Annotated in this window: 26 protein-coding genes and 2 tRNA genes; 14 read left to right on the top strand and 14 right to left on the bottom strand. The window is 59.4% G+C overall.

Translation table 11 applies throughout. From position 1 onward, the window contains the following. Positions 1-11: 11 nt before the first annotated feature. The 7 genes from AACY19_RS23735 to recX all read left to right on the top strand — a co-directional run bounded on the left by AACY19_RS23735 (position 12) and on the right by recX (position 3977). Positions 12-296 carry a hypothetical protein gene (locus AACY19_RS23735; RefSeq protein ID WP_339454064.1) on the top strand — a complete coding sequence of 95 codons (285 nt, stop codon included), beginning with the start codon at positions 12-14 and terminating at the stop codon, positions 294-296. Positions 297-469: 173 nt separating this feature from the next. Continuing rightward, entirely contained in the window at positions 470-688 is a 219-nt protein-coding gene (locus AACY19_RS23730; RefSeq protein ID WP_339454027.1) for a hypothetical protein, read from the top strand. Between the two features lie 35 nt (positions 689-723). Beyond that, the gene (locus tag AACY19_RS23725; protein WP_339454026.1) at positions 724-1290 is read left to right on the top strand and encodes a glycoside hydrolase family 19 protein; all 567 of its coding nucleotides are present in this window, start codon (positions 724-726) and stop codon (positions 1288-1290) included. Then, positions 1269-1787, top strand: coding sequence for a lysis system i-spanin subunit Rz (locus tag AACY19_RS23720; protein ID WP_339454025.1), 519 nt, complete (start codon positions 1269-1271; stop codon positions 1785-1787). Before AACY19_RS23725 ends, AACY19_RS23720 begins: the two co-directional genes overlap by 22 nt. Before the next feature lie 68 nt (positions 1788-1855). Then, on the top strand, positions 1856-2356 hold the full coding sequence (locus AACY19_RS23715) for a CinA family protein (RefSeq protein ID WP_339454024.1): 501 nt from the start codon (positions 1856-1858) through the stop codon (positions 2354-2356). A gap of 83 nt (positions 2357-2439) precedes the next feature. Next, positions 2440-3498 carry a recombinase RecA gene (gene recA / locus AACY19_RS23710; protein ID WP_090282065.1) on the top strand — a complete coding sequence of 353 codons (1059 nt, stop codon included), beginning with the start codon at positions 2440-2442 and terminating at the stop codon, positions 3496-3498. 8 nt (positions 3499-3506) lie between these two features. Further along, positions 3507-3977: a recombination regulator RecX gene (recX, locus tag AACY19_RS23705; RefSeq protein WP_339454023.1), complete on the top strand. Its 471-nt coding sequence runs from the start codon at positions 3507-3509 to the stop codon at positions 3975-3977. 54 nt (positions 3978-4031) lie between these two features. On the opposite strand, the gene AACY19_RS23700 is transcribed toward recX, so the two are convergent. Beyond that, the gene (locus AACY19_RS23700) at positions 4032-5150 is read right to left on the bottom strand and encodes an LOG family protein (protein WP_339454022.1); all 1119 of its coding nucleotides are present in this window, start codon (positions 5148-5150) and stop codon (positions 4032-4034) included. 351 nt (positions 5151-5501) lie between these two features. Here AACY19_RS23700 and AACY19_RS23695 point away from each other — a divergent pair, with 351 nt between their 5' ends. Next, a complete protein-coding gene (locus tag AACY19_RS23695; RefSeq protein WP_077571372.1) occupies positions 5502-5696 on the top strand; it encodes a hypothetical protein in 195 nt (64 codons plus the stop codon). On the opposite strand, the gene AACY19_RS23690 is transcribed toward AACY19_RS23695, so the two are convergent. Further along, positions 5697-6122 carry a PA3611 family quorum-sensing-regulated virulence factor gene (locus tag AACY19_RS23690; RefSeq protein ID WP_064120793.1) on the bottom strand — a complete coding sequence of 142 codons (426 nt, stop codon included), beginning with the start codon at positions 6120-6122 and terminating at the stop codon, positions 5697-5699. Positions 6123-6308: 186 nt separating this feature from the next. Between AACY19_RS23690 and AACY19_RS23685 the strand changes: the two genes are divergently transcribed. From AACY19_RS23685 to AACY19_RS23675, 3 genes are all read left to right on the top strand, one after another. Then, entirely contained in the window at positions 6309-7058 is a 750-nt protein-coding gene (locus tag AACY19_RS23685) for a tRNA-uridine aminocarboxypropyltransferase (protein WP_339454021.1), read from the top strand. A gap of 224 nt (positions 7059-7282) precedes the next feature. Beyond that, positions 7283-7933 carry a response regulator transcription factor ErdR gene (gene erdR / locus AACY19_RS23680; RefSeq protein WP_339454020.1) on the top strand — a complete coding sequence of 217 codons (651 nt, stop codon included), beginning with the start codon at positions 7283-7285 and terminating at the stop codon, positions 7931-7933. A 74-nt stretch (positions 7934-8007) separates the two neighbouring features. After that, positions 8008-8370 (top strand): diacylglycerol kinase, encoded by a 363-nt coding sequence (locus AACY19_RS23675; protein WP_003222276.1) that lies wholly within the window; start codon positions 8008-8010, stop codon positions 8368-8370. Here the strand turns inward: AACY19_RS23675 and AACY19_RS23670 are convergent. Next, positions 8367-9293, bottom strand: coding sequence for a LysR family transcriptional regulator (locus AACY19_RS23670; protein ID WP_339454019.1), 927 nt, complete (start codon positions 9291-9293; stop codon positions 8367-8369). The genes AACY19_RS23675 and AACY19_RS23670 overlap by 4 nt on opposite strands. A gap of 133 nt (positions 9294-9426) precedes the next feature. Between AACY19_RS23670 and fpr the strand changes: the two genes are divergently transcribed. Beyond that, positions 9427-10206 carry a ferredoxin-NADP reductase gene (gene fpr / locus AACY19_RS23665; RefSeq protein WP_007908723.1) on the top strand — a complete coding sequence of 260 codons (780 nt, stop codon included), beginning with the start codon at positions 9427-9429 and terminating at the stop codon, positions 10204-10206. Positions 10207-10365: 159 nt separating this feature from the next. On the opposite strand, the gene tsaA is transcribed toward fpr, so the two are convergent. The 6 genes from tsaA to rimO all read right to left on the bottom strand — a co-directional run bounded on the left by tsaA (position 10366) and on the right by rimO (position 15640). Next, a complete protein-coding gene (gene tsaA / locus AACY19_RS23660; protein ID WP_339454018.1) occupies positions 10366-11064 on the bottom strand; it encodes a tRNA (N6-threonylcarbamoyladenosine(37)-N6)-methyltransferase TrmO in 699 nt (232 codons plus the stop codon). A gap of 103 nt (positions 11065-11167) precedes the next feature. Beyond that, the gene (locus AACY19_RS23655) at positions 11168-11938 is read right to left on the bottom strand and encodes an SDR family oxidoreductase (protein WP_339454017.1); all 771 of its coding nucleotides are present in this window, start codon (positions 11936-11938) and stop codon (positions 11168-11170) included. A gap of 129 nt (positions 11939-12067) precedes the next feature. Then, positions 12068-12535 (bottom strand): YehS family protein, encoded by a 468-nt coding sequence (locus AACY19_RS23650; protein WP_339454016.1) that lies wholly within the window; start codon positions 12533-12535, stop codon positions 12068-12070. A gap of 70 nt (positions 12536-12605) precedes the next feature. Next, positions 12606-13316: an rRNA pseudouridine synthase gene (locus tag AACY19_RS23645; protein WP_339454015.1), complete on the bottom strand. Its 711-nt coding sequence runs from the start codon at positions 13314-13316 to the stop codon at positions 12606-12608. A 191-nt stretch (positions 13317-13507) separates the two neighbouring features. Then, a complete protein-coding gene (locus AACY19_RS23640) occupies positions 13508-13981 on the bottom strand; it encodes a GNAT family N-acetyltransferase (protein WP_339454014.1) in 474 nt (157 codons plus the stop codon). Positions 13982-14302: 321 nt separating this feature from the next. Then, positions 14303-15640, bottom strand: a complete 1338-nt coding sequence (gene rimO, locus AACY19_RS23635) for a 30S ribosomal protein S12 methylthiotransferase RimO (RefSeq protein ID WP_024011887.1) — start codon at positions 15638-15640, stop codon at positions 14303-14305. 349 nt (positions 15641-15989) lie between these two features. On the opposite strand from rimO, the gene AACY19_RS23630 reads away from it, so the two are divergent. Continuing rightward, on the top strand, positions 15990-17831 hold the full coding sequence (locus tag AACY19_RS23630; protein WP_445262322.1) for a potassium transporter Kup: 1842 nt from the start codon (positions 15990-15992) through the stop codon (positions 17829-17831). A 259-nt stretch (positions 17832-18090) separates the two neighbouring features. On the opposite strand, the gene AACY19_RS23625 is transcribed toward AACY19_RS23630, so the two are convergent. From AACY19_RS23625 to AACY19_RS23610, 4 genes are all read right to left on the bottom strand, one after another. Next, a complete protein-coding gene (locus AACY19_RS23625; RefSeq protein WP_339454012.1) occupies positions 18091-19386 on the bottom strand; it encodes a virulence factor family protein in 1296 nt (431 codons plus the stop codon). After that, on the bottom strand, positions 19386-22025 hold the full coding sequence (mprF, locus tag AACY19_RS23620; RefSeq protein ID WP_339454011.1) for a bifunctional lysylphosphatidylglycerol flippase/synthetase MprF: 2640 nt from the start codon (positions 22023-22025) through the stop codon (positions 19386-19388). Before mprF ends, AACY19_RS23625 begins: the two co-directional genes overlap by 1 nt. A gap of 279 nt (positions 22026-22304) precedes the next feature. Continuing rightward, positions 22305-22381 (bottom strand) — tRNA-Met (locus tag AACY19_RS23615). 222 nt (positions 22382-22603) lie between these two features. Then, a tRNA-Met gene (locus AACY19_RS23610) sits at positions 22604-22680 on the bottom strand. 280 nt (positions 22681-22960) lie between these two features. Here AACY19_RS23610 and dinB point away from each other — a divergent pair. Then, positions 22961-24022, top strand: coding sequence for a DNA polymerase IV (gene dinB, locus AACY19_RS23605; RefSeq protein ID WP_339454010.1), 1062 nt, complete (start codon positions 22961-22963; stop codon positions 24020-24022). Positions 24023-24145: 123 nt separating this feature from the next. Here dinB and AACY19_RS23600 read toward each other — a convergent pair whose 3' ends face one another. Next, a complete protein-coding gene (locus AACY19_RS23600; protein ID WP_339454009.1) occupies positions 24146-25099 on the bottom strand; it encodes a hypothetical protein in 954 nt (317 codons plus the stop codon). Between the last annotated feature and the right edge of the window lie 9 nt (positions 25100-25108).

Below are 25108 nucleotides of genomic sequence, written 5' to 3'. Positions count from 1 at the left end.
GATTGATAGGCATGGATTACCCAAAAAGCGTTCCTGGTTCAGGCTTGGTCGACGGCAAGTTTGTCGATGAAGACCCCACAGCAGGAACACCGGGAATCTGCTCATTAATGGCAATTTCCGAATCTGGCAGCGTGGGGCGAGCAATCAGACCTCCAATATCGGTGGTTACGTGGCAGACCGCTTTCGTTGCGGTGTTGTTGCCCCTGCGCCCTTCGCAGTTTGTTGCCAACGCAAGAAGCAGGTTTTCTGGTGCAGAAAAGAGTTCAGCCAACCGTGACCGCGTATTGCCCGGGTGACAGCAGTAATCAAGTCTGGAATCAAACGATCAGCAAGGCATGCACTGGCACTACATTGCAAGGTGTAACGGATCGCAGTATTTCAGTTGCAACTGTCACACCTGTAGGAAGTGCCCCTGGGCAAACCTTGCTACTGGAATGGACAGCGGACGCGGAAATCCAGGAGAGAACTCATGACCTATCAATTGACCGCTTGCGGTGTACTGCGCACGGAGGATTCAGCGTTCATCCCACCTGATCCAACCAATCGTGACTGGCTTGAATATCAGGCGTGGCTTTTATCGTGCGGCCGAGTGCATTTCCCCGAGGGAACACTTGGAAAAGCCGTAGAGCAAAGCACCCTGAAAACTCTGGCAAATAAATGGCTGGCAGGCATTCGCCGTCAGCCGTGATTCAATCGAGGCCATATCCAGGGAGGATCGAGCATATGCAAATAACTGAAAGCAACCTGATCAACATCATGCCCAACGCCCGCTCCCAAGCGGGCGTTTTTGTTTCTGCACTCAACAGCGCCATGAAGCGTCGCAGCATCGACACGCCCAAGCGCATGGCGGCGTTTCTCGCACAGGTCGGTCACGAGTCGGGGCAACTTCGCTATGTGCGCGAACTGGGCAACAACCAGTACCTGAGCAAATACGACACCGGTACGCTTGCCTTGCGTCTGGGCAACACCCCGGAGGCCGATGGCGACGGGCAAAAGTATCGCGGTCGCGGGCTGATCCAGATCACCGGTCGCAACAATTATCGTCAGTGCAGCCTCGGGTTGTTTGGCGATGAGCGCTTGCTGTCCTTGCCCGAGCTGCTCGAACAGCCGCAATGGGCCGCCGAATCCGCCGCGTGGTTCTGGACGCAGAACGGCCTGAACGAGCTGGCTGACCGTGACCAGTTCAACACCATTACGCGGCGCATCAACGGCGGGTTGAACGGTTTGCAGGATCGTCTGGAAATCTGGGCGCGGGCGAGGGCAGAGCTATGCCAATCCCCTGGCGCTTGATCGTTCTGGGCTTGCTCGCTCTCGGCGCGGCGGCGCTGGCCTGGCAGTTTCAGGACTGGCGCTATGGGCGGCAACTGGCGGAGCAGGCGCGGTTAAACGCCGACACGCTGAATCAACTGACCCTGTCCGCGGCCAGCGCACAACAGGCCGAGCAGGATAAACGTCTGGCGCTGGAGCAACGGCTCGCGACCAGTGAACAAAGTCATTACCGAGCACTGAGCGATGCCCAACGTGATCAGGATCGCCTGCGCGATCGTCTTGCCACTGCTGATGTGCGCCTGTCAGTCCTTCTCGACGCCAGTGACGTCGCCCCGGGCTGCAACGTGCCAGCCACCGCCGGCGCCGGCGGCGTGGATCATGCAACCCTACGCGCCCGACTTGACCCGGCGCATGCTCAACGAATTATCGCCATCACCGACACCGGTGACCGCGGACTGATTGCCTTGCAGGCGTGTCAGGCCTATGTCAGAGCGCTGGCGCCCGTACATTTTGAATGAGTCTGTGTATTGAAAGCGCAACCGGGTCGTGTACGGTGGTACGCATTCCACACGATCCGGAGCGCACCGTGAAAGAGATCACTCAACTGGCCGCCGAGCTTGGCCGACGTTTGCAAGTGCTCAATGCCCACGTCACGACCGCCGAGTCCTGTACTGGCGGCGGGATTGCCGAAGCCATCACACGGATACCGGGCAGCTCGGCGTGGTTCGAGGCCGGTTACGTGACGTACTCCAACCGGCAGAAAACCCAGCAGTTGAATGTGCCGGGCGAGCTGTTCGAAACGGTGGGCGCGGTCAGTCGCGAGGTGGTCGAGGCGATGGTGCGCGGTGCGCAGGAAAAAAGCCTGTCGCGCTATGCCGTGGCGGTCAGCGGCATTGCCGGGCCGGACGGTGGTTCGCCGAACAAACCGGTGGGCACTGTGTGGCTGGCCTGGGGCGTGGGTGAAGCGCTGACCAGCGAGGTACAGCACTTCCCCGGTAACCGAGATGAAGTGCGCCGACAAACGGTGAAGGCCGCGCTAGAGGGGCTCCTGCGACTAGCGGCACGAGAAATCGAAAATCAGGGGTAGGCGATCCGCGAACGCTGTGGAATAATACTGGCTACTTATACAGGTGTTGGCCGTCAGGCCTTATTGATTACGTGAGGACTTTAATGGACGACAACAAGAAGAAAGCCTTGGCTGCGGCCCTGGGTCAGATCGAACGTCAATTCGGCAAGGGTGCCGTGATGCGTATGGGCGATCAGGACCGTCAGGCGATCCCGGCAATCTCCACCGGCTCTCTGGGTCTGGACATCGCACTCGGCATTGGCGGCCTGCCAAAGGGCCGTATCGTTGAAATCTACGGTCCGGAATCTTCCGGTAAAACCACACTCACCTTGTCCGTGATCGCCCAGGCTCAAAAAGCCGGCGCGACTTGCGCATTCGTCGACGCCGAGCATGCTCTCGATCCTGAGTACGCCGGCAAGCTGGGCGTCAACGTCGACGACCTGCTGGTTTCCCAGCCGGATACCGGTGAACAGGCCCTGGAAATCACCGACATGCTGGTGCGCTCCAACGCTGTTGACGTGATCATCGTCGACTCCGTGGCAGCACTGGTGCCGAAGGCTGAAATCGAAGGCGAAATGGGTGACATGCACGTGGGCCTGCAAGCCCGTCTGATGTCCCAGGCGCTGCGTAAAATCACCGGTAACATCAAGAACGCCAACTGCCTGGTGATCTTCATCAACCAGATCCGCATGAAGATCGGCGTGATGTTCGGTAGCCCGGAAACCACCACCGGTGGTAACGCGCTGAAGTTCTACGCTTCGGTCCGTCTCGACATCCGCCGTACCGGCGCGGTGAAGGAAGGCGACGAAGTGGTCGGCAGCGAAACCCGTGTCAAGGTTGTGAAGAACAAGGTTGCTTCGCCGTTCCGTCAGGCCGAGTTCCAGATTCTTTATGGCAAAGGCATCTACCTCAACGGCGAGATGATTGACCTGGGTGTGCTGCACGGTTTCGTCGAGAAGTCCGGCGCCTGGTACGCTTACGAAGGCACCAAGATCGGTCAGGGCAAGGCCAACTCGGCCAAGTTCCTGGCAGACAACCCGGAAATCGCCGCGAAGCTCGAGAAGCAACTGCGTGACAAACTGCTGTCGCCAGCCGTGATCGCTGACTCCAAGGCTTCTGCAGTCAAAGAGACTGAAGACGACCTGGCCGACGCTGATATCTGATTGCAGCGATGACCACCGCCGTACTTGATACCCTCGTCGCGGTGCGGCGAACCGCTATGGACCTGCTCGCACGTCGCGAGCACGGTCGAGTCGAGCTGACGCGCAAGCTGCGTCAGCGTGGCGCAGAGGCGGAGATGATCGAAACAGCCCTCGACCGATTGACCGAAGAAGGGCTGCTTTCCGAAGCACGTTACCTTGAAAGCTTTGTTTCCTACCGCGCCCGTTCAGGCTATGGTCCATTGCGGATTCGCGAGGAACTCAGCCAGCGTGGTTTGCAACGCGCCGATATCGAACTCGCACTGCGCGAAAGCGGTATCAGTTGGCAGGAACAACTTCAGGATACGTGGCGACGCAAGTTCTCCGGGCAGTTACCGATTGATGCGAAAGAGCGGGCCAAACAGGGCCGCTTCCTGGCGTATAGGGGGTTCTCGATGGAGATGATCAACCGCTTGTTCAGCGGCAGAGGGATGGACGATTAAACCGATTCAAAAAAACGGCCCGCTATGAAAATAGCGGGCCGTTTTTTTTGGCCTTCAGATTGCCTTCGACGGTTCCAGGTTGCGTTGTGCTGTTTGTGGTTGGGAGTGTGCCCAGTTTTCCGGCAGGTTGATGTAGTCGATCAACTCCCTCAGACGCCCGTGGGTGCGTGCATTGAAAGCAAAGGCCAGCCGCGCCAGATGGCTGAACTGCACTTCGTCGTGTTCCTCCCCGCTGTAGGCGTGTTGATGAAAATGGTCGCTCAGGCACAGATCGGCGAAGGCTTCCTGCATGTGCGCCAGCGCCTGATCGCTGAGCTTGTGGTGCATGCGGATGACGAATTGGCGCTTGAGCCAGCGGCTGGAGTGGAAGTTGCTGTAGAACTGGTTGATCTGCTCCACCGCCTCTTCGACGGTGTAAACCAGGCGCATCAGCTTCATGTCGGTGGGCAGGATGTAGCGGTTGTCCTGCAATTGTTCGCGAATGAAATTCATCGCGCCCTGCCAGAACGTACCGCCCGGCGCATCCAGCAGTACCACCGGCACCAATGGGCTTTTACCGGTCTGGATCAGCGTCAGTACTTCCAGTGCCTCATCCAGCGTGCCAAATCCGCCCGGGCACAACACCAGCGCGTCGGCTTCCTTGACGAAAAACAACTTGCGGGTAAAGAAAAAGTGGAACGGCAGCAGGTTGCCGGTGCCATCTACCGTGGGATTGGCGTGTTGTTCGAAGGGCAGGGTGATATTGAAGCCGAGGCTGTGATCACGACCGGCACCTTCGTGCGCGGCAGCCATGATGCCGCCACCGGCACCGGTGATGACCATCATGTTGGAGCGGGTCAAGGCTGCACCGAGTTCCCGGGCCATGGCATACAACGGATGTTCGACCGGGGTGCGTGCCGAGCCGAACACGGTGACCTTGCGCCGGCCTTTGAATTGTTCGAGTACCCGAAAGGCCTGTTCCAGTTCGCGCAGGGCTTGCAGGGTGATTTTGGCGTTCCAGCGGTTGTGGTCTTCCTGGGCCATGCGCAGCACGGTCAGAATCATGTCGCGATAGATGGGAAGGTTGGGGCTATTGGAGGAAACCCCGCTGAGTTGTTCTTCGACCTGGCTGATGAGGTCGGGGCCGCTTTCCTGAAAATGACGGCTCAAGAGGTCATTCGGTTGGTAAGGCATTCAACGTCTCCTTCTGCTCGGAGCGGGTGCCCTGACGAGCGGCGTCAGGGCCGCGCTGCAAAAAACACACACGTCGGCAGTTCCTTTCCTGCCGTTAATCAGTGATCGGGAATACTTTGAATCTAGACCCTTGCACGCTTTTGCGCTGACTTGATCATTGCGCAGCAATGTCGGGGCTGGCAACCGTTTATCTATTTTCGCTCGACAGGTTTGCCGCTCGTCCGAACGTGCGCCGGATGACAAAGCCTCTGATTAACTGAAATACAGGCGCCGTGCGACAACTTTGCGGCAACAGGCATACGCAAGGCGCACGTGATTCAAGGATTAGCAGGTGGCAGGGAGGCGGGACACATGGCCAGAGTGATTCTGGAAATCGATACGCAGCTGTATCGAATGTTGAAAGCGGCAGCCGAGACCAATCAACTCAGTCTCGAAGAGGAGTGCTGCCGGCGCTTGGCGGGTGGCGAGCGCCGTTCGCACTATTTGCAGGCCTTGCTGGCCGAGCTGCGCGCCGAGGATGAACAGCGGCGCGCCAATTCGCGATGATTACTTCTTCTTCGCCGGGCCGGCTTTCGGGCAATCCGATTCCTGGTAGCTGGCGGAGCCGATCGCCTTGTTGGTTTTCACTTCCGTGAAGTCGTAACGCATGATGGCGCCCTTGGCCATCAACTTGCGGTACGACGGGTTGTTGCACACCGAGGCGCCCAGCTGGAAATACACAGCCTTAGGGTCTGCGCGCATTTTGTCGGCGTGGCTCTTTTGCACGCTCAGGTGGTTGATCAACTGAGTGCCTTCAACGGTGTAGCCCTGATCAAGAATGTCTTCATTGATGGCGCGTGGCGTGCCGACGCTGCTTTGGGCGGCGACGTTGCGCAGCTCGCGGTTCAGATTCTGCTCACTCAGCGATGCAGCCTGAGCGGTGAAGGACGACGCCAGCAGAATGGCAGCGGTGGGAACGATAAGGCGCAGCATGAAACTCTCCTGATTCAGTGACTGGTGGTTCGACCAGCCCTGTGGCTGTGCGTTCAGTGGCGCCGGATTATAGGGGAGCCGGTCGGGACGGTACAGGTTTGCGCTCGCCGCTCTGGTAAACTGCCGGTCTTTGTAGCCTTGCCGAGTGCTGTGCGTGTCGAGTTTTCCTGCCGTAAGGCGTTGCCCGTGACCCATCATGCCCCCAACGCCGTAGCCCGCTTGCGCGATCAGCGCGAGGACGAGGGCATCAAGCCGATTCAGGCCCGTGGCTTTCGCTCCGAGCGTTGCCGCGATTGCCGGGTGATCATCAGCCATTGTTTGTGCGCGTGGCGGCCGAGTGTCGAAACCCGTTCGGGCGTGTGCCTGATCATGACCGGCAAGGAAGTGTTCAAACCGAGCAACACCGGTTGGCTGATTGCCGACGTCGTGCGCGATAACCATGCGTTTATCTGGTCACGCACTGAGCCCGATCCGCAGATGCTCGAACTGCTCAACGACCCGCAATGGCAGCCGTACCTGGTGTTTCCCGGCGAATACGTCGAGCCGTCGCGGGTGACTAACACTGTCGCGATCAATAGCCGCAAGCGCCCGCTGTTCATTCTGCTTGACGCCACCTGGACCGAAGCACGGAAAATCTTCCGTAAAAGCCCGTATTTCGACCGTTTGCCGATCCTCAGTCTGCTGCCCGACAAACTCTCGCGCTACCGCCTGCGCCGTTCGACCCGCAGCGAGCATCTGTGCACGGCTGAAGTCGCCGCATTGTGCCTGGAACTGGCCGGTGACAGCGATGCGGCCTCGGCGCTGGACGCCTATTTCGACGTGTTCAGCCAGCATTACCTCGGCGCCAAGCAACAACTGGAGATGAATGAATCCACCCCCGCTCACGCCGAGTTGCTGCCCTATATACGAAAGCCGCAGCCGGAGTTGGCCCAATAGTGGCCCATACTGTATTGACCGGCGGCCGTGCGGCTTGACCACCCCGTCTTCGCTGGGCATGCTTGGCGCCGATTAGGGTGCGGCCAAGGTTTGAAACGCCGTGTTTGCTGTTGATTGGCGTTGAACGTGCCCCTGTGGATATCGCTTCAAAAGCGGCATCTTGAGTTGCTTTGGCCAGACCGGAATGCGCCGCGTCTGCCATCAAAAACAGGATCATTTGAAAAATGGCCACATACGACATCCTGATTGCCGATGATCACCCCCTGTTTCGTAGCGCCTTGCATCAAGCGGTGACGCTGGGCCTTGGCCCGGATGTACGGCTGGTTGAGGTGGCGAGCATCGCTGACCTGGAAGCGCGCCTGTCCGAAAAGGCTGACTGGGATCTGGTCCTGCTGGACCTGAACATGCCCGGCGCTTTCGGATTTTCCGGGCTGGTCATGCTACGCGGCCAATACCCGCAGATTCCGGTGGTGATGGTTTCGGCGCAGGAAGAAGCGTCGGTGATGGTCAAATCCCGAGAGTTCGGCGCCAGTGGTTTTATTCCCAAGTCCAGCGACCTCAGCGTGATTCAGGAAGCCGTGCGCAAAGTGCTCGATGGCGATGTGTTCTGGCCACCGCAGGCGTTCGAAGCCGTTGCCGTTTCCGATGAAGCCAAAGCCGCCAGCGACGGGCTCGCCAGCCTGACTCCACAGCAGTTCCGCGTGTTGACCATGGTCTGTGAAGGCCTGCTGAACAAGCAGATTGCCTACGAGCTGGGTGTGTCGGAAGCGACCATCAAGGCCCACGTCACGGCGATCTTTCGCAAGCTGAATGTGCGTACTCGCACGCAAGCGGCTTTACTGCTGCAACAACTTGAGTCAATTCCGAGCCAATAAAGACAGGCGCCTTCACGCTTTTTTGACTTTTGTTGCACTAGCTTTTCCACTCCTTTCCGGTTGGTTTCTACTTTATGTCACCTTTCAAAGGCCAGACCGGCCTGAAACGTATCCTCAATGCCTCTGGTTATTCGCTGGACGGTCTGCGCGCAGCCTTCACCGGTGAAGCGGCGTTCCGCCAACTGGTGCTGCTCAATGTCGTGCTGATTCCGTTGACGTTCTTTCTCAATGTCAGCCGTGTCGAACAGGCCCTGCTAATTGCCGTGTGCCTGCTGGCGCTGATCGTCGAACTGCTGAATTCGGCGGTAGAAGCGGCCATCGACCGCATCTCGCTGGAACTGCACCCGCTGTCGAAGAATGCCAAGGACATGGGCAGCGCCGCGCAATTCGTCGCGCTGAGCATGATCGCGCTGGTCTGGGCAGTGATTCTGCTTTAAGCAATTGTTGGCAAGACGATCTCGTCGCTGCGCTGCACCCCGGCGGTGAACGCGCGGCACAGGTCGAGAAACTCGCGCATCGCCGAGGTCTGGTACTTCTGCTTGTGCCAGATGAAGTAGAACTGCCGGGCCAGGTCCAGGTCCGGCGTCTCCACCGGCACCAGACTGCCGCGTCGAAACGCATCACGCAGCGCCAGCCGCGAGATGCAGCCAATCCCCAGCCCTGACTCCACCGCGCGCTTGATCGCTTCGGTGTGTTCCAGCTCAAGCCGAATGTTCAGGGCACTGCGATGGTGACGCATGGCCTGATCGAAGGTCAGTCGTGTGCCGGAACCCTGTTCCCGCAGAATCCACGCCTCGTGGGTCAATTCCTCCATCGTCGCGGTGCCACGTTTGGCCAAGGGATGTTGCGGCGCGCAGAACACGACCAGCTCATCCTCGACCCAGCTCTGCACTTCGATGTCCGGGTGGCTGCAATCGCCTTCGATTAGACCCAGATCAATTTCGTAGTGGGCGACTTGTTGCACGATATTGGCAGTGTTCTGCACATGCAGCTTCACCTGACTTTCCGGATGGCGCTGCATGAAACCGCCGATCAGCAGGGTCGCCAGGTAATTGCCGATGGTCAGGGTCGCGCCCACCGACAGCGAGCCGAAACCGGATTTACCATTGAGCAGGTCTTCGATTTCCTTGGCCTGATCGAGCAAGGCGACCGCCTGCGGCAGCAGCTGTTTACCGAGGGCGTTGAGGCTCAGTCGTTTGCCGGCGCGGTCGAACAGCTGGCAGCTGGACTGGCGCTCCAGTTCGGTGATCGAAGTGCTGGCCGCCGACTGCGAGAGGTTGAGCAGACCCGCAGCACGGGATACGCTTTCCTGCTGGGCGACGGCGACGAAGACTTGCAGTTGACGGAGAGTAAATCGCATATCGATATAACCGATAACCCTTATCTTAATAATCCAGTTAACAGATATTGTCGTCGCTATTAGAATGCGATGCAATTGCGCACCGTCGCCTTCAAAAGCCAGCGCAGACCCAATATCCAGGAGTCAAACGTACATGAGCAACATGAACCACGAGCGTGTCCTCAGTGTTCATCACTGGAACGACACTCTGTTCAGCTTCAAGTGCACCCGCGATCCGGGCCTGCGCTTCGAGAACGGTCAGTTCGTGATGATCGGCCTGCAACAGCCTAACGGCCGCCCGCTTATGCGCGCTTACTCGATCGCCAGCCCGAACTGGGAAGAGCATCTCGAGTTCTTCAGCATCAAGGTGCAGGACGGTCCGCTGACCTCGCAGCTGCAGCACTTGAAGGAAGGCGACGAGATCATCATCTCGAAGAAGCCTACCGGCACCCTGGTTCTCGACGACCTGAACCCGGGCAAGCACCTGTACCTGCTGAGTACCGGCACTGGCCTGGCACCGTTCATGAGCGTTATCCAGGACCCGGAAACCTACGAGCGCTTTGAAAAAGTGATCCTGGTTCACGGCGTGCGTTACGTCAACGAAGTCGCCTACCGTGAATTCATCACCGAGCACCTGCCGCAGAACGAGTTCTTCGGTGAAGCGCTGCGTGACAAGCTGATCTACTACCCGACCGTGACCCGCGAGCCTTTCGAGAATCAGGGCCGTCTGACCGACCTGATGCGCAGCGGCAAGCTGTTCAGCGACATCGGCCTGCCTCCGATCAATCCGCAGGACGACCGCGCGATGATCTGCGGCAGCCCGAGCATGCTCGACGAAACCAGCGAAGTGCTCGACAGCTTCGGCCTGAAGATCTCGGCGCGTATGCGCGAGCCTGGTGATTACCTGATCGAGCGTGCGTTCGTCGAGAAGTAAGCCCAAGTCCATGTGGGAGCGAGCCTGCTCGCGAAAGCGGTCTGTCATCAACGTTAATGTTGGCTGATAAGACGCCTTCGCGAGCAGGCTCGCTCCCACAGTTGGTTTTGTGGTGTGACAGTTAAAGCCCGCGTTGCCTGTGAAGGCAGCGCGGGCTTTTTATGCTTCGGCGGGGATGACTTCGAGCACGCGGATCTGCTCCGGTGTCGGGTAATGCCAGCGAACATCCAGATCCCAGAATTGCGCGCCATATTCGCGCTCCGGCGCCGGGGTTTGATACGCCGGACGCGGGTCTTGGGCCAGACACTGTTCAATCAGCTCAACCAAGGGTTCGCCAAGGCGCTGAGCGTGTGTGTGCGCTTGTTTCAGCGCCGCGTCCGTCCATCGCACGTCAATCAGCTGCGGCGCCGCGCTGGCGATGCTGTTGACTGCGTCAGGGATGATATCGGCGTAGGGCACGTAGGGTTTGATGTCGAGGATCGGCGTGCCGTCGAGCAAATCGATGCCGGAAATGAACAACCGATTGGCTTCGACCTTGTCCAGTTTTACCACCGACTGGCCGATGCCGTTTGGCCGGTGTGTGGCGCGGGTAGCGAACACGCCCATGGATTTGTTGCCGCCCAAGCGAGGCGGACGAACTTTCAGTCGTGGTTTGTCTTCCAGCGCCTGATGGAACAGAAACAGTAGCCAGACGTGACTGACCTGTTCCAGGCCTTGCACCGCGTCCCCTTGATCGAACGGTGCCACCAGTTCCAGCACGCCACGGGCGGCGGGGGCCAGTTGTGGCTGGCGAGGGATGGCGAATTTCTCCTTGAAGCAGGAGTGCACGAAGCCGATGGGGGAGACGCTGTAAGTCATGGTTTGTATTCGAAGCGGAGCAGGGTGCGCATGATAACCCGGTAGCCCTCAAGTCTGGTGGTACCAGGACCGGCCTCTTCGCGAGCAGGCCGCACCGCCAATCTCAGAGGCTGAATCCGCCATCAAGAGGAATAATATTCCCGGTCATATAAGCCCCTGCCGTACTCGCCAGACTGATCGCCAACGCTGCCATCTCTTCCTCCCGCCCCCAACGCTTCATCGGAATCAGCGCCGTGTCGTCGGCCAACGCCTGCTGATCGTTGCCAATATGCTGGGTCATTTTGCTAGGAAACCGCCCCGGCGCAATCACGTTGACGTTGATGTGCTGGCTCACCAGTTCCCGCGCAAGAATTCGCGACAATTGGTGTAGGGCAGCTTTACTCGGACCGTAGGCATAAGCCTGCTCACCAAACGAAGAAATCCCCGCCACTGACCCGATGTTGATAATCCGCGCCGGATTCGCCGCTGAACCTGACTGGCGCAGCAGCGGCAGAAATTGCTGGATGCAGGTGAATACCGACGTCACGTTGAGTTGCATGACCTTTTCCCAGCCCTTGACCGGGTAGCTCTCCAACGGCGCTCCCCACGTGGTGCCGGCGTTGTTCACCAGGATATCTAGATGGGTGATCTGCTCGCCCAGGCGCGCGGCCAGCTCCTGTACACCTTCCTCCGTCGCCAGATTCGCCGCCACGCCGTGGCACTTGCCCAATGCGCCGAGTTCTTCAGCGGTTTGATGACAGGCCTCGGCGTCGCGCGAGCAGACATATACAAGGGCGCCAGCCTCGACGAAGGCTTTGGCGATCATTTTGCCGATACCACGGGTGCCGCCGGTCACCAGAGCGGTGCGGCCTTGCAGGGAAAAGTACGGGTGCATGGCGAGTCCTGAGTGCTAGGGATCAATACACTCTAGGCCATGCGGCCAGCTTCGAGTTGCAAGCTACAAGCGGCAAGTAGAAGCGAAGTGGCAACTTGCAGCTTGCAGCTCGAAACTTGTAGCTGCTGTTTACGCTCTCACGCGCAGCGTGAGCCCTTTGAGGAAGTTGCGCAGCAACTGGTCGCCGCACGGGCGATAGTTGTTGTGGCCGACCTTGCGGAACAGGGCGCTCAGCTCAGGCTTGGACACCGGGAACTCGGCAGCCTTGAGGATCGCGTGCATGTCGTCTTCTTTCAGTTCGAAGGCCACGCGCAGTTTTTTAAGAATGATGTTGTTGGTCACCGGCACTTCAATCGGCTGCGGCGGACGGCTTTCGTCCTTGCCACGCTTGAAAATCACCAGGCCGTCGAGGAAGTGTGCGATGACTTCGTCCGGGCAGCGCACGAAACCTTCTTCGTCTTCTTCTTTCTTGTCGAGCCAGGTCACTACATCAGCGAGGGTCACGTCCATGCCGCCGAGTTTGATGATCTCGACAACCTTCTTGTCGCTGATGTCGAGCATGTAGCGCACGCTGCGCAGTACGTCGTTATGAACCATGTGGGTAATCCTGATGCGTTGTGGGCAGCGCGCACGGGCGCTGCCGGAATGTGTGGCGGCAGTCGACGCGTTAGAACTTCTCTTTGCCGGACAGGTAGCGCCATTGGCCGACCGGAACCTTGCCGATCGAGACACCGCCGATGCGGATGCGGCGGATGCCGACGACCTTCAGGCCGACCGCTTCGCAGAACTGGGCGATGATGCCCGGCTGCGGATTTTTCATGGCGAAGCGCAGGCGGTTTTCGTTCTGCCAACTGGCCTTCACCGGCGGCAGCTCCTTGCCCTTGTGCGTCAGACCGTGCTGCAAGCGGTTAAGGCCATGGGCGAGCATGTCACCTTCGACCTCGACCACGTATTCCTGCTCGATCTTCGCGGCGTCAGCGGTGAGCTTGCGCAGGATTTTCCAGTCCTGGGTGAACACCAGCAGACCGCTGGCCTTGGGCTGCAGATCGGCACTGGCAGTCAGGCGCAGGAAATGTCCGCGCAACGGGCGCTTGCTGTAGCGGTGTTCTTCGCTGAGGGTTTCGGCGCTGAGCGACTGCATGGCGGTCTCGACGTCCATGCCGGCAGGAACGTTGAGCAGGATGGTTACCGGCTCCGGCGCAGTGGCCTTGGCGTCCTTGTCGAGCTCGACCTTCTGCTCGCCGACCTTGAATTGCGGCTCGTCAATGACTTCGCCGTCCACAGTGACCCAGCCGCCTTCGATGAACAGCTCGGCCTCCCGGCGGGAGCAACCGACCAGTTCGATGAGGCGTTTGGAGAGGCGAATCGGGTCAGTCATGACAGGGCCGTAACAAAAAAGGGGTGAGCATTGTACCTGTGTGGCGCCGGTTAAGCCCGGTTCCATTTACAGGGTGTCCGCAATTCCCTGTGGGAGCCAGCCTGCCGGCGATTGCATCACCGCGGTGTATCTGACTGACCGCGTCGCCTGCATCGCTAGCAGGCTAGCTCTCACAGTTGTTTTGGGTTGTGTCAGCCGTTACTGGAACGCTGCTGGTTCTGCCTCAAGCGCATGTGCAACAACGGATACGGCTGGCCCATGCCATCGACCTCCGAGCGGCCGATCACTTCGAAGCCTTGCTTGAAGTAAAACCCCAAGGCCTGCGGGTTCTGTTCGTTGACGTCGAGTTCATCGGCATTCAAATGCTGCATCGCGTAGTTGAGCAGTTTCTTGCCCAACCCTTGCCCGCGATGGTCAGGATCGATGAACAGCATTTCAATCTTGCCTGCCGCGACACCGGCAAACCCGGTGATGCACTGATTGGCGTCCCTGGTACAGATCAGCATCACCGCATCGAGATAACGGGTGAGCACCAGATTGCGCAGCAGCTCGATATAGCTGTCCGGCAGAAAATCATGGGTGGCGCGAACCGAGGCCTCCCAGACCCGGGCCAGTTCCTGGTAATCGCTGAGTTTCGGCGTGTGGATGACCGAATGGTGACGCATGCCCGTCTGCCTCTTGTCCGTTTCAAGGGAGTCCGTCCCCCGGTAAACGATAGACGTAAAAAAGCCCCGCATCTCGTAAAAAGAGCGGGGCTTTTTGTATTTGTTGCGGTGTCTGGCTGGCTATTTCTGTCGCCAGCAAGAGCTATCCCCCTCACCCCAACCCTCTCCCCCAAGGGGGCGAGGGGGAAGGGAGCTGATCTTCGTGCTGTTCAAAACCCGAGTTCGACTCGATGTCTCAGTCGCAGCAATTCAAAAGAACACCTCAATCAGTCCCCTCTCGCTCCGGGAGAGGGCTAGGGTGAGGGGCTTTTGACGTTCAGATCAGATCTGCTCAGCCCACAGATCGTATTCGTCGGCATCAGTGACTTTGCACCACACCTTGTCGCCCGGCTTCAGATTGCTGCCGTTATCAATAAACACGTTGCCATCGATTTCCGGGGCGTCGAAGAAGCAGCGGCCGACCGCGCCTTGCTCGTCGACTTCGTCCACCAGCACTTCGATTTCACGGCCAATGCGCATCTGCAGACGTGCCGAGCTGATCGCTTGCTGGTGCGCCATGAAACGCTCCCAACGATCCTGCTTGACGTCGTCCGGCACCACTTCCAGATCCAGATCGTTGGCTGGCGCGCCATCCACTGGCGAGTACTGGAAGCAGCCGACGCGGTCGAGCTGGGCTTCGGTCAGCCAGTTCAGCAGGTACTGGAAGTCTTCTTCGGTTTCGCCCGGGAAGCCGACGATGAAGGTCGAGCGGATGATCAGGTCCGGGCAGATTTCGCGCCAGTTCTTGATGCGCGCCAGGGTTTTGTCTTCGAACGCCGGGCGTTTCATCGACTTCAATACTTTCGGGCTGGCGTGCTGGAACGGGATGTCCAGGTACGGCAGGATCTTGCCGGCGGCCATCAGCGGGATCAGTTCGTCAACGTGCGGGTACGGATAAACGTAGTGCAGACGCACCCAGACGCCGAGGGTGCTCAGCGCTTCGCAGAGTTCGGTCATGCGGGTTTTCACCGGCGCGCCGTTCCAGAAACCGGTGCGGTATTTCACGTCAACGCCGTAGGCGCTGGTGTCCTGGGAGATCACCAGCAGCTCTTTGACGCCCGACTTGACCAGACGCTGGGCTTCGTCGAGGACATCGCCCACCGGACGGCTCACCAGTTTGCCGCGCATCGACGGGATGATGCAGAACGAGCAGCTGTGGTTGCAGCCTTCGGAAATCTTCAGGTAGGCGTAGTGGCGCGGGGTCAGCTTGATGCCTTGTGGCGGCACCAGATCGATCAGCGGGTTGTGATCCTGACGCGGCGGCACGACTTCGTGCACGGCGTTGACCACTTGCTCGTACTGCTGCGGACCGGTGACGGCCAGCACGCTCGGGTGTACGTCACGGATATTGCCTTCTTCCACGCCCATGCAGCCGGTGACGATCACCTTGCCGTTTTCCTTGATCGCTTCGCCGATCACTTCCAAAGACTCGGCCTTGGCCGAATCGATGAAACCGCAGGTGTTGACCACGACGACGTCGGCGTCCTGATAGGTGGACACCACGTCATAGCCTTCCATGCGCAGCTGGGTCAGGATGCGCTCGGAGTCGACCAGTGCTTTCGGGCAACCCAGAGATACAAAGCCAACCTTGGGATTGGCCGGCGCGGGAGTGGTGGACATGTCTAACCTCGGTATTTTGTGACATCGCTTTCTTGATGCGAAAGCCGACGGACGGGCGCTTAGGGCGCGCCTCTGATCAAAAAGTGCGCAATTCTAGCGGCGGGCAACGCACTTGACCAGCTTTATGCAGGGAAATACGACGAGTGCTGCGCTATGCTTCGCGCCGTTGAGCTTTACCGGATTTTTACAGTCAACAAATACTCTGTAACAACAGGTAAAACAGCGCATGCTGCGCCACAAAGCATAGTGCTTCATTCAAAGAAGCCGGTTATGAAATCAGGAGTGTTGGATGGGTCAGGCAAGTAGTCATGCGGCAGGCGCCGAAGGTTCGGCCACCAAGCCGCTGAGCATGCTGGTCGCGGCGGTCGGGGTAGTTTACGGCGACATCGGCACGAGCCCGTTGTACACCCTCAAGGAAGTCTTTTCCGGCGGTTACGGTGTGCCCGTCAATCACGACGGCGTGCTAGGCATTTTGTCGTTGATCTTCTGGTCGCTGATCTGGGTGGTTTCGATCAAGTACATGATGTTCGTGCTGCGCGCCGACAACCAGGGCGAGGGCGGCATCATGGCGCTCACCGCACTGGCGCGTCGCGCGGCAGGGCATCGCAAGAGGCTGCGCTCGTTGCTGGTAGTGTGCGGACTGATCGGCGCGGCGCTGTTTTACGGCGACAGCATGATCACCCCGGCGATTTCCGTACTGTCGGCGATTGAAGGTCTGGGGCTGGCGTTTGATGGTATCGACCACTGGGTGGTGCCGTTGTCGCTGGTGGTGCTGGTGGCTCTGTTTTTGATCCAGAGTCACGGTACAGCGCGGATCGGCATTCTGTTCGGGCCGATCATGGTCACCTGGTTCCTCGTCCTCGGCGCCCTCGGTGTGTATGGCATCAGCCATACGCCCGAAGTGCTGCATGCGCTGAACCCGGCCTGGGCCGTGCGTTTCTTCATGGTCCACACCGGCATGGGCGTGGCGATCCTCGGCGCCGTGGTGCTGGCGCTGACCGGTGCCGAAGCGCTGTATGCCGACATGGGCCACTTCGGTCGCAAGCCAATTGCCCGCGCGTGGTTCATCCTGGTGTTGCCGGCGCTGGTGCTTAACTACTTCGGTCAGGGCGCCTTGTTGCTGGACAACCCGGAAGCAGCGCGTAACCCGTTCTATCTGCTGGCACCGAGCTGGGCACTGATTCCGCTGGTCGGTCTGGCAACGCTGGCCACCGTGATCGCTTCGCAAGCGGTGATTTCTGGCGCGTTCTCCCTGACACGTCAGGCGATTCAGCTCGGTTACATCCCGCGCATGTACATCCAGCACACCTCCAGCGACGAACAGGGCCAGATCTACATTGGTGCGGTGAACTGGGCGTTGATGGTTGGTGTCGTGTTGTTGGTGCTGGGCTTCGAATCCTCAGGCGCACTGGCCTCGGCCTACGGTGTAGCGGTGACCGGCACCATGCTGATGACCACCATTCTGGTGTCGGCGGTGATGCTGCTGCTGTGGAAATGGCCACCGATCCTCGCGGTGCCGGTATTGCTCGGATTCCTGCTGGTGGACGGCCTGTACTTCGCCGCTAACGTGCCGAAAATCGTTCAGGGCGGTGCCTTCCCGGTGATCGCCGGTATCGCGCTGTTCGTGCTGATGACGACCTGGAAGCGCGGCAAGCAACTGCTGGTCGAACGCCTCGACGAAGCCGCGCTGCCACTGCCGATCTTCATCAGCAGCATCCGCGTGCAACCACCGCACCGGGTGCAGGGCACCGCCGTTTTCCTCACTGCGCGTTCCGACGCCGTGCCGCATGCGCTGTTGCACAACCTGCTGCATAACCAGGTGCTGCATGAGCAGGTGGTGCTGCTGACGGTGGTCTACGAAGACATCCCGCGCGTGCCGCCATCGCGGCGCTTTGAAGTCGAAGCGCACGGTGAGGGCTTCTTCCGGGTGATCCTGCACTTCGGCTTCACCGACGAGCCAGACGTGCCGCAGGCGCTGAAACTGTGCCATCTGGATGATCTGGATTTCAGCCCGATGCGCACCACCTACTTCCTCAGCCGCGAAACGGTGATTGCCTCGAAACTTGAGGGCATGGCGCGTTGGCGCGAGGCGTTGTTTGCGTTCATGTTGAAGAATGCCAATGGGAACTTGCGGTTCTTTAATCTGCCGCTGAACCGGGTGATTGAGCTGGGGACGCAGGTGGAGATGTAAGCCTGCTCTCAACTGAAAAGCCCCCGTCAGCCTTGTGGCTGGCGGGGGCTTTTTACTGCCTGCATAAACCTCAAATCCAGCGCAAATCCCCTGTGGGAGCGGGCTTGCTCGCGAAGGCGCAGTGTCAGTCGACGAATCTGTAAACTGACCCACCGCTTCGCGAGCAGGCTCGCTCCCACAGGGATTATGGTGGCGGCTGGAATGTAAAAAGCCCCCGTAACTGCGAAGTTGCGGGGGCTTTTTGTGGGCGCGGCTCAGATCACTCTTCGGCGACCGAGTCCTTGCTCTGACGCTTCTCGATCAAATCCACCAGACGCTTGGCCAGCGCCGGGTAGTTCTCGTCGAAGTGGTGGCCGCCAGGCAGCTTCACCGCCTCACCGACTGCGGTTTTGTCCGTGCAACCGCTTTCATCGCTCTCTTCTTCGCCGTAAATGCACACGACCTTCGCCGCTGGCAGCTTGGCCATTTCCGGACCGGTGGCGGCTTCTTTGCCAGCGTTGCCCAGCCAGCCTTCGACTTCGATTTCGAAGCTGCCGGTGCGGGCGAAGGCGAGCAGGATGATCGCGTCGACGCGTTGCTGCTCGGTTTCTGGCAGGCGGTTGTAGATCGCCGGAAGGACGTCAGCACCGAACGAGTAACCGGTCAGGATGAAGCGCTTGGTGCCCCATTTCTGCCGGTAGTGTTGCATCAGTTCGGTCAGGTCCAGGGCGCTTTGCTCCGGGCTCTTGTGCTGCCAGTAGTAGCGCAGGGTGTCGATGCCGACCACCGGGTAGCCGATCTTCGCCATCTCGCCGGCCACGTCGCGGTCGAGGTCGCGCCAGCCGCCGTCACCGCTGAGGAACAGGGTCACGGTGTCCTTGGCCTGACCGGCCGGCACTTCAACCACAGGAATTGCCAGACCACCGTTGGCCTTGTCGCCGCCGACGAGAATCTTGCGCAGTTCGTTGTTCAGCACTTGCGGCAGGTTGATGTCGTAGTCGCTGATGCTGGTTTCGGCGTTCGGTTGATCGCGTACAAAACCTGCACTGGCGTCGTCCGGGTTGTCGTTCCAAGCCACCAGCCAGTGGCCGTGGGCGGCGGATTTTGGCAGCAGGTGGGTGCAGCCACCTTTTTCCAGCGCCAGGTCGACGGAGACCGCTTGGGCTTTGTCGTCTTTTTGCTCGGACAACCAGCGCCAGGCCAGTACGGCGCCAGGGCCGATACCGCTGACCAGAGTCGCCGGGCCATTGAGTTCACGCAGGCCCGATTGCAGGGCGCGGCTTTGCAGCAGGCAGTCCTTGGGCAGAATGACTTGAACGATCTGCGCCGAAGCGCTGCGGCTCAGGGTGGTCAGTTGTTTTTCACTGAGCTTCTGGTCGTCGTTGACCGCCACCAGCACCTGCGCCTTGGGCTTGGTGCCGGGAATGACGCGGGTCATGGCGGCGCCATCGGCCGGGGTCAGTTGTTCGACGGTCGGTTCCGGTGCCGGACGTTTGAGGTACCAGAAACCGCCGCCGGCAATCACGGCCAGCACGATCAGTGCGGCCAGGATGTACTTCAGGGAGCGTTGAATCATCAGCGTTTCACCAATCCAGTCAAGCCGCCCGCGATCAGGGCAGCAGTGTCGGCCAGCGCCACCAGCGGATCGAGTCCGGCGGGCACGGCCATATAACGGGGTTCCCAGTCAGGCTGGAACTTGTCTTTGAAGCGGCGCAAGCCTTGGAAGTTGTACAGCTGCTCACCACGGCGGAAAACCATCGAGCCCAGACGCTGGGTCAGCGGTGCACCACGCCGGGGTTGCAGCCCCGACAACGGCACCATGCCCAGACTGAAGCGCGCGTATCCGTGACTCTTATAGTGTTGAATCAGGCCGACCATCATGAACTCCATGGTCAGCTTGGGGGCGTCCGGGTGCGCGCGCATCAGGTCGAGACTGGCCAGGTTGTGGCTGTAAGTTTCGAGCAGGTTGGCGAACGCCACCGGGCGGCCTTCGAAGCGAATCACCGCGATGCGGAAATGCTTCAGGTAATCGTCGCTGAAACGCCCGAGGGAGAAGCCTTTCTCGCGCACGTTCTTGCCGGTCAGCCATGCATCGGAAATCACTTTCAGCTCGTCCATCGGTGCCTGACCCGGATCAAAGATTTCCAGCGACAAACCATCGCGGGTGCCACGGTTCCAGGTGTAGCGCAGGTCCTTCATCTCTTTGCCCTTGGCTTCCAGGTCAAAGCGATGCAGATCGACGCGGGCTTCTTCGCCGAGTTTGATCGCGGTCAGGCCGATGTCCATGTAGTACGGCAGATTTTCCGCGCGCACCTGGTAGAAAACCGGGCGGGCGTGGTGAAGGTCGCAGAGGTCGCGGAACTGCCAGATCATCTCGGCGCGCTGCTGGCCGGGGCCGATCGGGTCGTACAGCGCCACCAGGCTGCGGCCGCGGCGTGCGTACATCAGGAAAGCTTCGTCGTTCTGGTGAAACAGCAACGCCTTGTCACCCGTCAGCGCAAGGCCACCGTCGGGTTGCGAAGACGCCATCAGAATCTTCGCCGCGCGATCCAGTTCGTCGGGTGTTGGCAAATGAATGACCGGACGCGCGGTGCGCAGCAGCCAGGTCAGAGCAATCACCAACAGCAGGACGGCGGCGCCGAGCAGCGAGCGCAGGCCACGGGGAGCGTCAGCGTCCAGCGTGAACTGCCACCACAGTTGATGGCTGTAAGGCACGTCTTGATAGGCGAACAGCAGCAGCCAGGTCGAGGCACCGAGCACGCACAGGCTCGCTACCAGGTACAGCGGCGAGAACGGCAGCTCGGTCAGGCGGCTTGGACGATAGAACGAGCGACGGAACACCCCGAGCAATGCTGCGGTGAGGGTCATCAGCGTCGCTTCTTCCCAGTCGAAACCTTTCAGCAGCGAGAGCAGGGCGCCGACCAGCAACAGAATGATGGTGAGCATCCATGCCGCCGACAGGCGCCGGCGCAGGCCTTGAGCGAGCATCAAGCAGAGCACGCCGATCAGGCTGGCGCCGAAGTGCGAAGCGTCGACCAGACGATGCGGGATCAGAAAACCGATGTGTTCCAGACGCGTATCGATCTCGGGAGTGGCGCCGGAAAACAGCAGCACCACGCCGGACAGGAACACCAGCACCGCCAGAATCGGCGCCGCCAGACCGGACGCCGCGCGCATGGTCTGGCTCTGGAACAGACGCTGACCTTCGTTGATCAGCAGCAATACGCAGGCCACCAACAGCGGCAACACGACGTAGATCAGGCGATACAGCAGCAGGGCAGCGGCCAGCGGCGCGGCACCGAGCTTGTCAGCGAAGGCGGCCAGCAGGATTGCTTCGAACACACCGACGCCGCCCGGCACATGGCTGAGTACGCCCGCCGCCAGTGCCAGCAGGTACACCAACAGGAATGCACCGAACGGTGGCGCTTCCGGCAGCAACAGATAAAGGACGGTGGCAGCAGCGGCGACGTCGAGCGCAGTGATGACCAGTTGCAGGAAGGTCAGGCGACGACCCGGCAGGCGCAGGGTGCGGCGACCGGCTCTGACCAGCAGATTGTCGGGGTAGGGCTGTTCTGGCAGGCGACGGCGATAGATACCGATCATCAACATCGCGCCCAGCAGCAAGACCGTTACCGCAACGGTGCCGAGCAAGCCTTCAGAGAGTCCTAGCGCCTGGGAGGCAGCCGGCAGGTCACTCAGGGTCGCCAGTGCAGCCAGGGGCGGCAGGGCGCAACCGAGCGACAGGCTGGCGAACAAAGTCATGTGCGCGACTTCCGACGCCCCCAGACCCAGGCGAGCATATAAACGGTAGCGTACCGAGCCGCCGGAAAGCAGCGACAAACCGATGGCATTGCCGATGGCAAACGCGGTGAAGCCGCCCAGCGCCAATGTACGCGGCGGCAATGTCACGCCGGCATAACGGCTGGCCGACCATTCGTAGCCGAGCAGAATAATGAAGCCGACCACTGTGGCAGCGAATGCACCGAGCAGGGCGGGTTTCGGCACGTCGAGAATCGAGTCGTGCAGCGCATCAAGATCGAGTTCGGCGAGCAGATGGCGACAGGCAATCAGCGCAATGGCGAACAGCAGCAACGTGACCGCCAGACCGATCGGTTGTCGGTATTTGCTCAACCGATCCAGCAAGCGCAAACGCTTGGGTTTGATCGGGTGTTCCGCTGTGACGGTGTCTTGTGGATCAGACGAGTTGGCGCGCATCAATCACCTCTTGGATTGTGCGCGACAGGATGGAGGTATCCAGCCAAGTTACCAATCCCTGTAGAAAAAAATAATCACAAAATACTACGCCTCCCACCGGATATCGGCGAGGGCAGTTCCTGGATTGCAGAGGCCTTGCCTGCGACTCAAGCATAGTCGCAAGTCAGCACTTCTGAAGATCCCAAGCGGTTCACTGCACAGTGACAGATCATTGTTGCGAAAGGACTTTTTCCACAGATACAAAAAAGGCCACTCTTTCGAGTAGCCTTTTTTGATGTTTGGTTGCGGGAGCTGGATTTGAACCAACGACCTTCGGGTTATGAGCCCGACGAGCTACCAGACTGCTCCATCCCGCGTCTGTGTGGCGGCATTCTACAGGCGAACGGCGAGGTGTCAACCGCTAATCCCGTAAAGGGTCAAATAAGTGTGCAATCGCGTCAAACGGTCGCAGGTGGCGCGCTAACTTTCGGAAATGCAACGGATTCCTGTTTGGCGGTGGCTGCTCCATAAGAAGCGTAGATCCACAAAACAGGCGCGCACAAAAAAGGCCACTCTCTCGAGTAGCCTTTTTTGATGTTTGGTTGCGGGAGCTGGATTTGAACCAACGACCTTCGGGTTATGAGCCCGACGAGCTACCAGACTGCTCCATCCCGCGTCTGTGTGTCGGCATTCTACAGAGGAACGCCGGGGTGTCAACCCGCAATCCGGATAAAATCTGTTGAGGTTCAATCGGTTAGCGTTTTTTATCGGGTGTTTTTCCGGGCGCAGGGCAGGCGGGGCAAGGCTTTCAGCTCTATTGGCGGCGTTACGTCGATTGAGAAAATAAATTCAAAGGCGTTCTCTTACATTCGTAAAAGAACATTCGTACCACTGGTGCTATATACAGGTGTGAGTGAGATACTGCCGATCCGGCTCGCCACGTTTTCTTTTCTGATATGACTCAGCGAAAAATCATCCACATCGACTGCGATTGTTTCTACGCCGCCATCGAGATGCGCGATGACCCGCGTCTGGCCGGAAAACCGTTGGCGGTGGGTGGCTCGGCTGATCGGCGCGGGGTGATCGCGACCTGCAACTACGAAGCGCGAGCCTACGGCGTGCGTTCGGCGATGGCGTCGGGGCATGCACTGAAACTGTGCCCTGACCTGACTATCGTCAAGCCACGCATGGATGCCTACCGCGAAGCCTCAAAAGAAATACACACGATCTTTGCCGATTACACCGATCTCATTGAACCGCTGTCGCTGGACGAGGCCTACCTGGATGTATCCGATAGCGCGCATTTCGGCGGTAGCGCCACACGAATTGCTCAGGACATTCGTCGCCGGGTCTCCAACCAATTGCACATCACCGTGTCCGCTGGTGTGGCGCCGAACAAGTTTCTGGCCAAGATCGCCAGCGACTGGAAAAAGCCCAACGGTCTGTTTGTCATCACCCCGGATCAGGTCGAGGATTTCGTCAGTGATTTGCCGGTGAGCAAGTTGCATGGCGTAGGCAAGGTCACCGCCGACAAGCTGGGCAGACTCGGCATCGTTGACTGTTTACAGCTGCGCGAGTGGGACAAGCTGGCACTTGTGCGGGAATTCGGCAGCTTTGGCGAGCGATTGTGGAGCCTGGCCCGTGGGATCGATGATCGCTTGGTGCACAACGACAGTCGGCGTCAGTCGATCAGTGTGGAAAATACCTACAACGTGGATCTGCCAGATTTGCGCAGTTGCCTGGATAAATTGCCAGAGCTGCTGGAAACCCTGAAAACCCGCATGGCACGGATCGACAGCAGTTACAGACCGGGCAAGCCGTTCGTCAAAGTGAAGTTTCATGATTTTACCCAGACCACGCTGGAGCAGGCCGGGGCAGGGCGGGATCTGGGCAGCTATCAGTTGATGCTGACGCAGGCATTCAATCGCGGGGGTAAACCGGTGCGGTTGTTGGGGGTCGGGGTGAGGCTGGAGGATTTGCGCGGAGGCTTTGAGCAGATGGAGTTGTTTGAGCGGTAGTTTTGCAGTGCCTGGCAGTCAGCCTTCGCGAGCAAGCCCGCTCCCACATTGGTTCTGTGTCGTGTGCACATTCAATGTGGGAGCGAGTTGGTTCCGGGCGGCGTTCCGACGAAGCTGCTGCTGTTAATTCGGGCCTGGGTCCGCCACCAGACGCCCGGCATCCTTGGTCAACGACTTGAGAAACTCAGTCTGCAACTCAGGATCGTTGCGCGTCAGTTCGATCAGGCTTTGTTCCAGCTCGCTGGCTTCTTCTTCCAGACCCAGTTCCGACAGGCGTTTGACCCGGTGCACCCACTGGCTCACTTCGTCGTCTTCGAGGTCGTCATAAATCAGCCCGTGCGCTTCCAGCAGCTTGCTGCGCAGATGGCTGCTGATCATCAGAGATGAGTCGGAATGCACGTCATCCTTGGCGTCTTCGACGCTGATCTGCAGTTTGCCGACGTGGTTGAGGTCGTTCTCGGCAAACGGACTGTCGAGCAGATTCAGGCGCAAAACACCATTGCGGTCGGTGGTCATGTCGAAGGTCTGTTTTCCAGCCTTGACCTGTACCGGGCGCTCGCTCCACGGCAGGCTCGAATACTCCGTGCGCTTGTCGCGCTGGACTTCATCGATGCCGGCCAGATTCTGTTGCGCACGACCGTTGGACTGCACGTTCATGAACGGATTGAGCCCGGCAAAGCCGTAGCTCAGCCAGTCCTTGGTCACGCTGTCCGGCAGGTTGCCGAGGGCGAACACGTTGACCACGTTCGCGCCGACGCCGCCGACCACCGCCACCACGCCCAGGGGAATCTCGTAGACTTCCCGCCAAGGCTGGTAAGGCGTGTAGCGGTCGTAATGACGGGTGACTTCGAACTCGGTGACTTCGAACGTTTTCTGCTCGTTGATCTTCACGCGTCGCTGCGGCAGCTCAAGCGCCTTAGGCTCACCGACATCGATCTGCAGGCTGTGGTCGAGCAATTTTCGCTCGACCCGCTCTTCGTGCTCGCTGCGTTGTGACATGTGATTGGCACAGCCGCTGACCAGCAGGGCACCGCACAGGGCGGTGCCACCGAGGCCTAAGGTGTTTCGCTTGAACATGACGTCTCT

The sequence above is a fragment of the Pseudomonas sp. EA_5y_Pfl2_R50 genome, assembly GCF_963970475.1.
Taxonomy (GTDB): domain Bacteria; phylum Pseudomonadota; class Gammaproteobacteria; order Pseudomonadales; family Pseudomonadaceae; genus Aquipseudomonas.
The sequence above is the reverse complement of the archived record's forward strand: the minus strand, read 5'-3'. Positions and strand labels throughout refer to the sequence as shown.

Bases quoted from the DNA above. Each gene is read 5' to 3' on its own strand.
- AACY19_RS23670 (WP_339454019.1), bottom strand. From the start codon at position 9,293: ATGCGATTTACTCTCCGTCAACTGCAAGTCTTCGTCGCCGTCGCCCAG.
- AACY19_RS23675 (WP_003222276.1), top strand. From the start codon at position 8,008: ATGTCACCTTTCAAAGGCCAGACCGGCCTGAAACGTATCCTCAATGCC.
- tsaA (WP_339454018.1), bottom strand. From the start codon at position 11,064: ATGACTTACAGCGTCTCCCCCATCGGCTTCGTGCACTCCTGCTTCAAG.
- AACY19_RS23655 (WP_339454017.1), bottom strand. From the start codon at position 11,938: ATGCACCCGTACTTTTCCCTGCAAGGCCGCACCGCTCTGGTGACCGGC.
- AACY19_RS23720 (WP_339454025.1), top strand. From the start codon at position 1,269: ATGCCAATCCCCTGGCGCTTGATCGTTCTGGGCTTGCTCGCTCTCGGC.
- AACY19_RS23640 (WP_339454014.1), bottom strand. From the start codon at position 13,981: ATGCGTCACCATTCGGTCATCCACACGCCGAAACTCAGCGATTACCAG.
- AACY19_RS23690 (WP_064120793.1), bottom strand. From the start codon at position 6,122: ATGCTGCGCCTTATCGTTCCCACCGCTGCCATTCTGCTGGCGTCGTCC.
- AACY19_RS23600 (WP_339454009.1), bottom strand. From the start codon at position 25,099: ATGTTCAAGCGAAACACCTTAGGCCTCGGTGGCACCGCCCTGTGCGGT.
- rimO (WP_024011887.1), bottom strand. From the start codon at position 15,640: ATGTCCACCACTCCCGCGCCGGCCAATCCCAAGGTTGGCTTTGTATCT.
- AACY19_RS23650 (WP_339454016.1), bottom strand. From the start codon at position 12,535: ATGGTTCATAACGACGTACTGCGCAGCGTGCGCTACATGCTCGACATC.
- AACY19_RS23645 (WP_339454015.1), bottom strand. From the start codon at position 13,316: ATGACTGACCCGATTCGCCTCTCCAAACGCCTCATCGAACTGGTCGGT.
- AACY19_RS23630 (WP_445262322.1), top strand. From the start codon at position 15,990: ATGCTGGTCGCGGCGGTCGGGGTAGTTTACGGCGACATCGGCACGAGC.
- AACY19_RS23700 (WP_339454022.1), bottom strand. From the start codon at position 5,150: ATGCCTTACCAACCGAATGACCTCTTGAGCCGTCATTTTCAGGAAAGC.
- mprF (WP_339454011.1), bottom strand. From the start codon at position 22,025: ATGCGCGCCAACTCGTCTGATCCACAAGACACCGTCACAGCGGAACAC.
- AACY19_RS23695 (WP_077571372.1), top strand. From the start codon at position 5,502: ATGGCCAGAGTGATTCTGGAAATCGATACGCAGCTGTATCGAATGTTG.
- recA (WP_090282065.1), top strand. From the start codon at position 2,440: ATGGACGACAACAAGAAGAAAGCCTTGGCTGCGGCCCTGGGTCAGATC.
- AACY19_RS23725 (WP_339454026.1), top strand. From the start codon at position 724: ATGCAAATAACTGAAAGCAACCTGATCAACATCATGCCCAACGCCCGC.
- recX (WP_339454023.1), top strand. From the start codon at position 3,507: ATGACCACCGCCGTACTTGATACCCTCGTCGCGGTGCGGCGAACCGCT.
- AACY19_RS23625 (WP_339454012.1), bottom strand. From the start codon at position 19,386: ATGATTCAACGCTCCCTGAAGTACATCCTGGCCGCACTGATCGTGCTG.
- erdR (WP_339454020.1), top strand. From the start codon at position 7,283: ATGGCCACATACGACATCCTGATTGCCGATGATCACCCCCTGTTTCGT.
- AACY19_RS23730 (WP_339454027.1), top strand. From the start codon at position 470: ATGACCTATCAATTGACCGCTTGCGGTGTACTGCGCACGGAGGATTCA.
- AACY19_RS23735 (WP_339454064.1), top strand. From the start codon at position 12: ATGGATTACCCAAAAAGCGTTCCTGGTTCAGGCTTGGTCGACGGCAAG.
- dinB (WP_339454010.1), top strand. From the start codon at position 22,961: ATGACTCAGCGAAAAATCATCCACATCGACTGCGATTGTTTCTACGCC.
- fpr (WP_007908723.1), top strand. From the start codon at position 9,427: ATGAGCAACATGAACCACGAGCGTGTCCTCAGTGTTCATCACTGGAAC.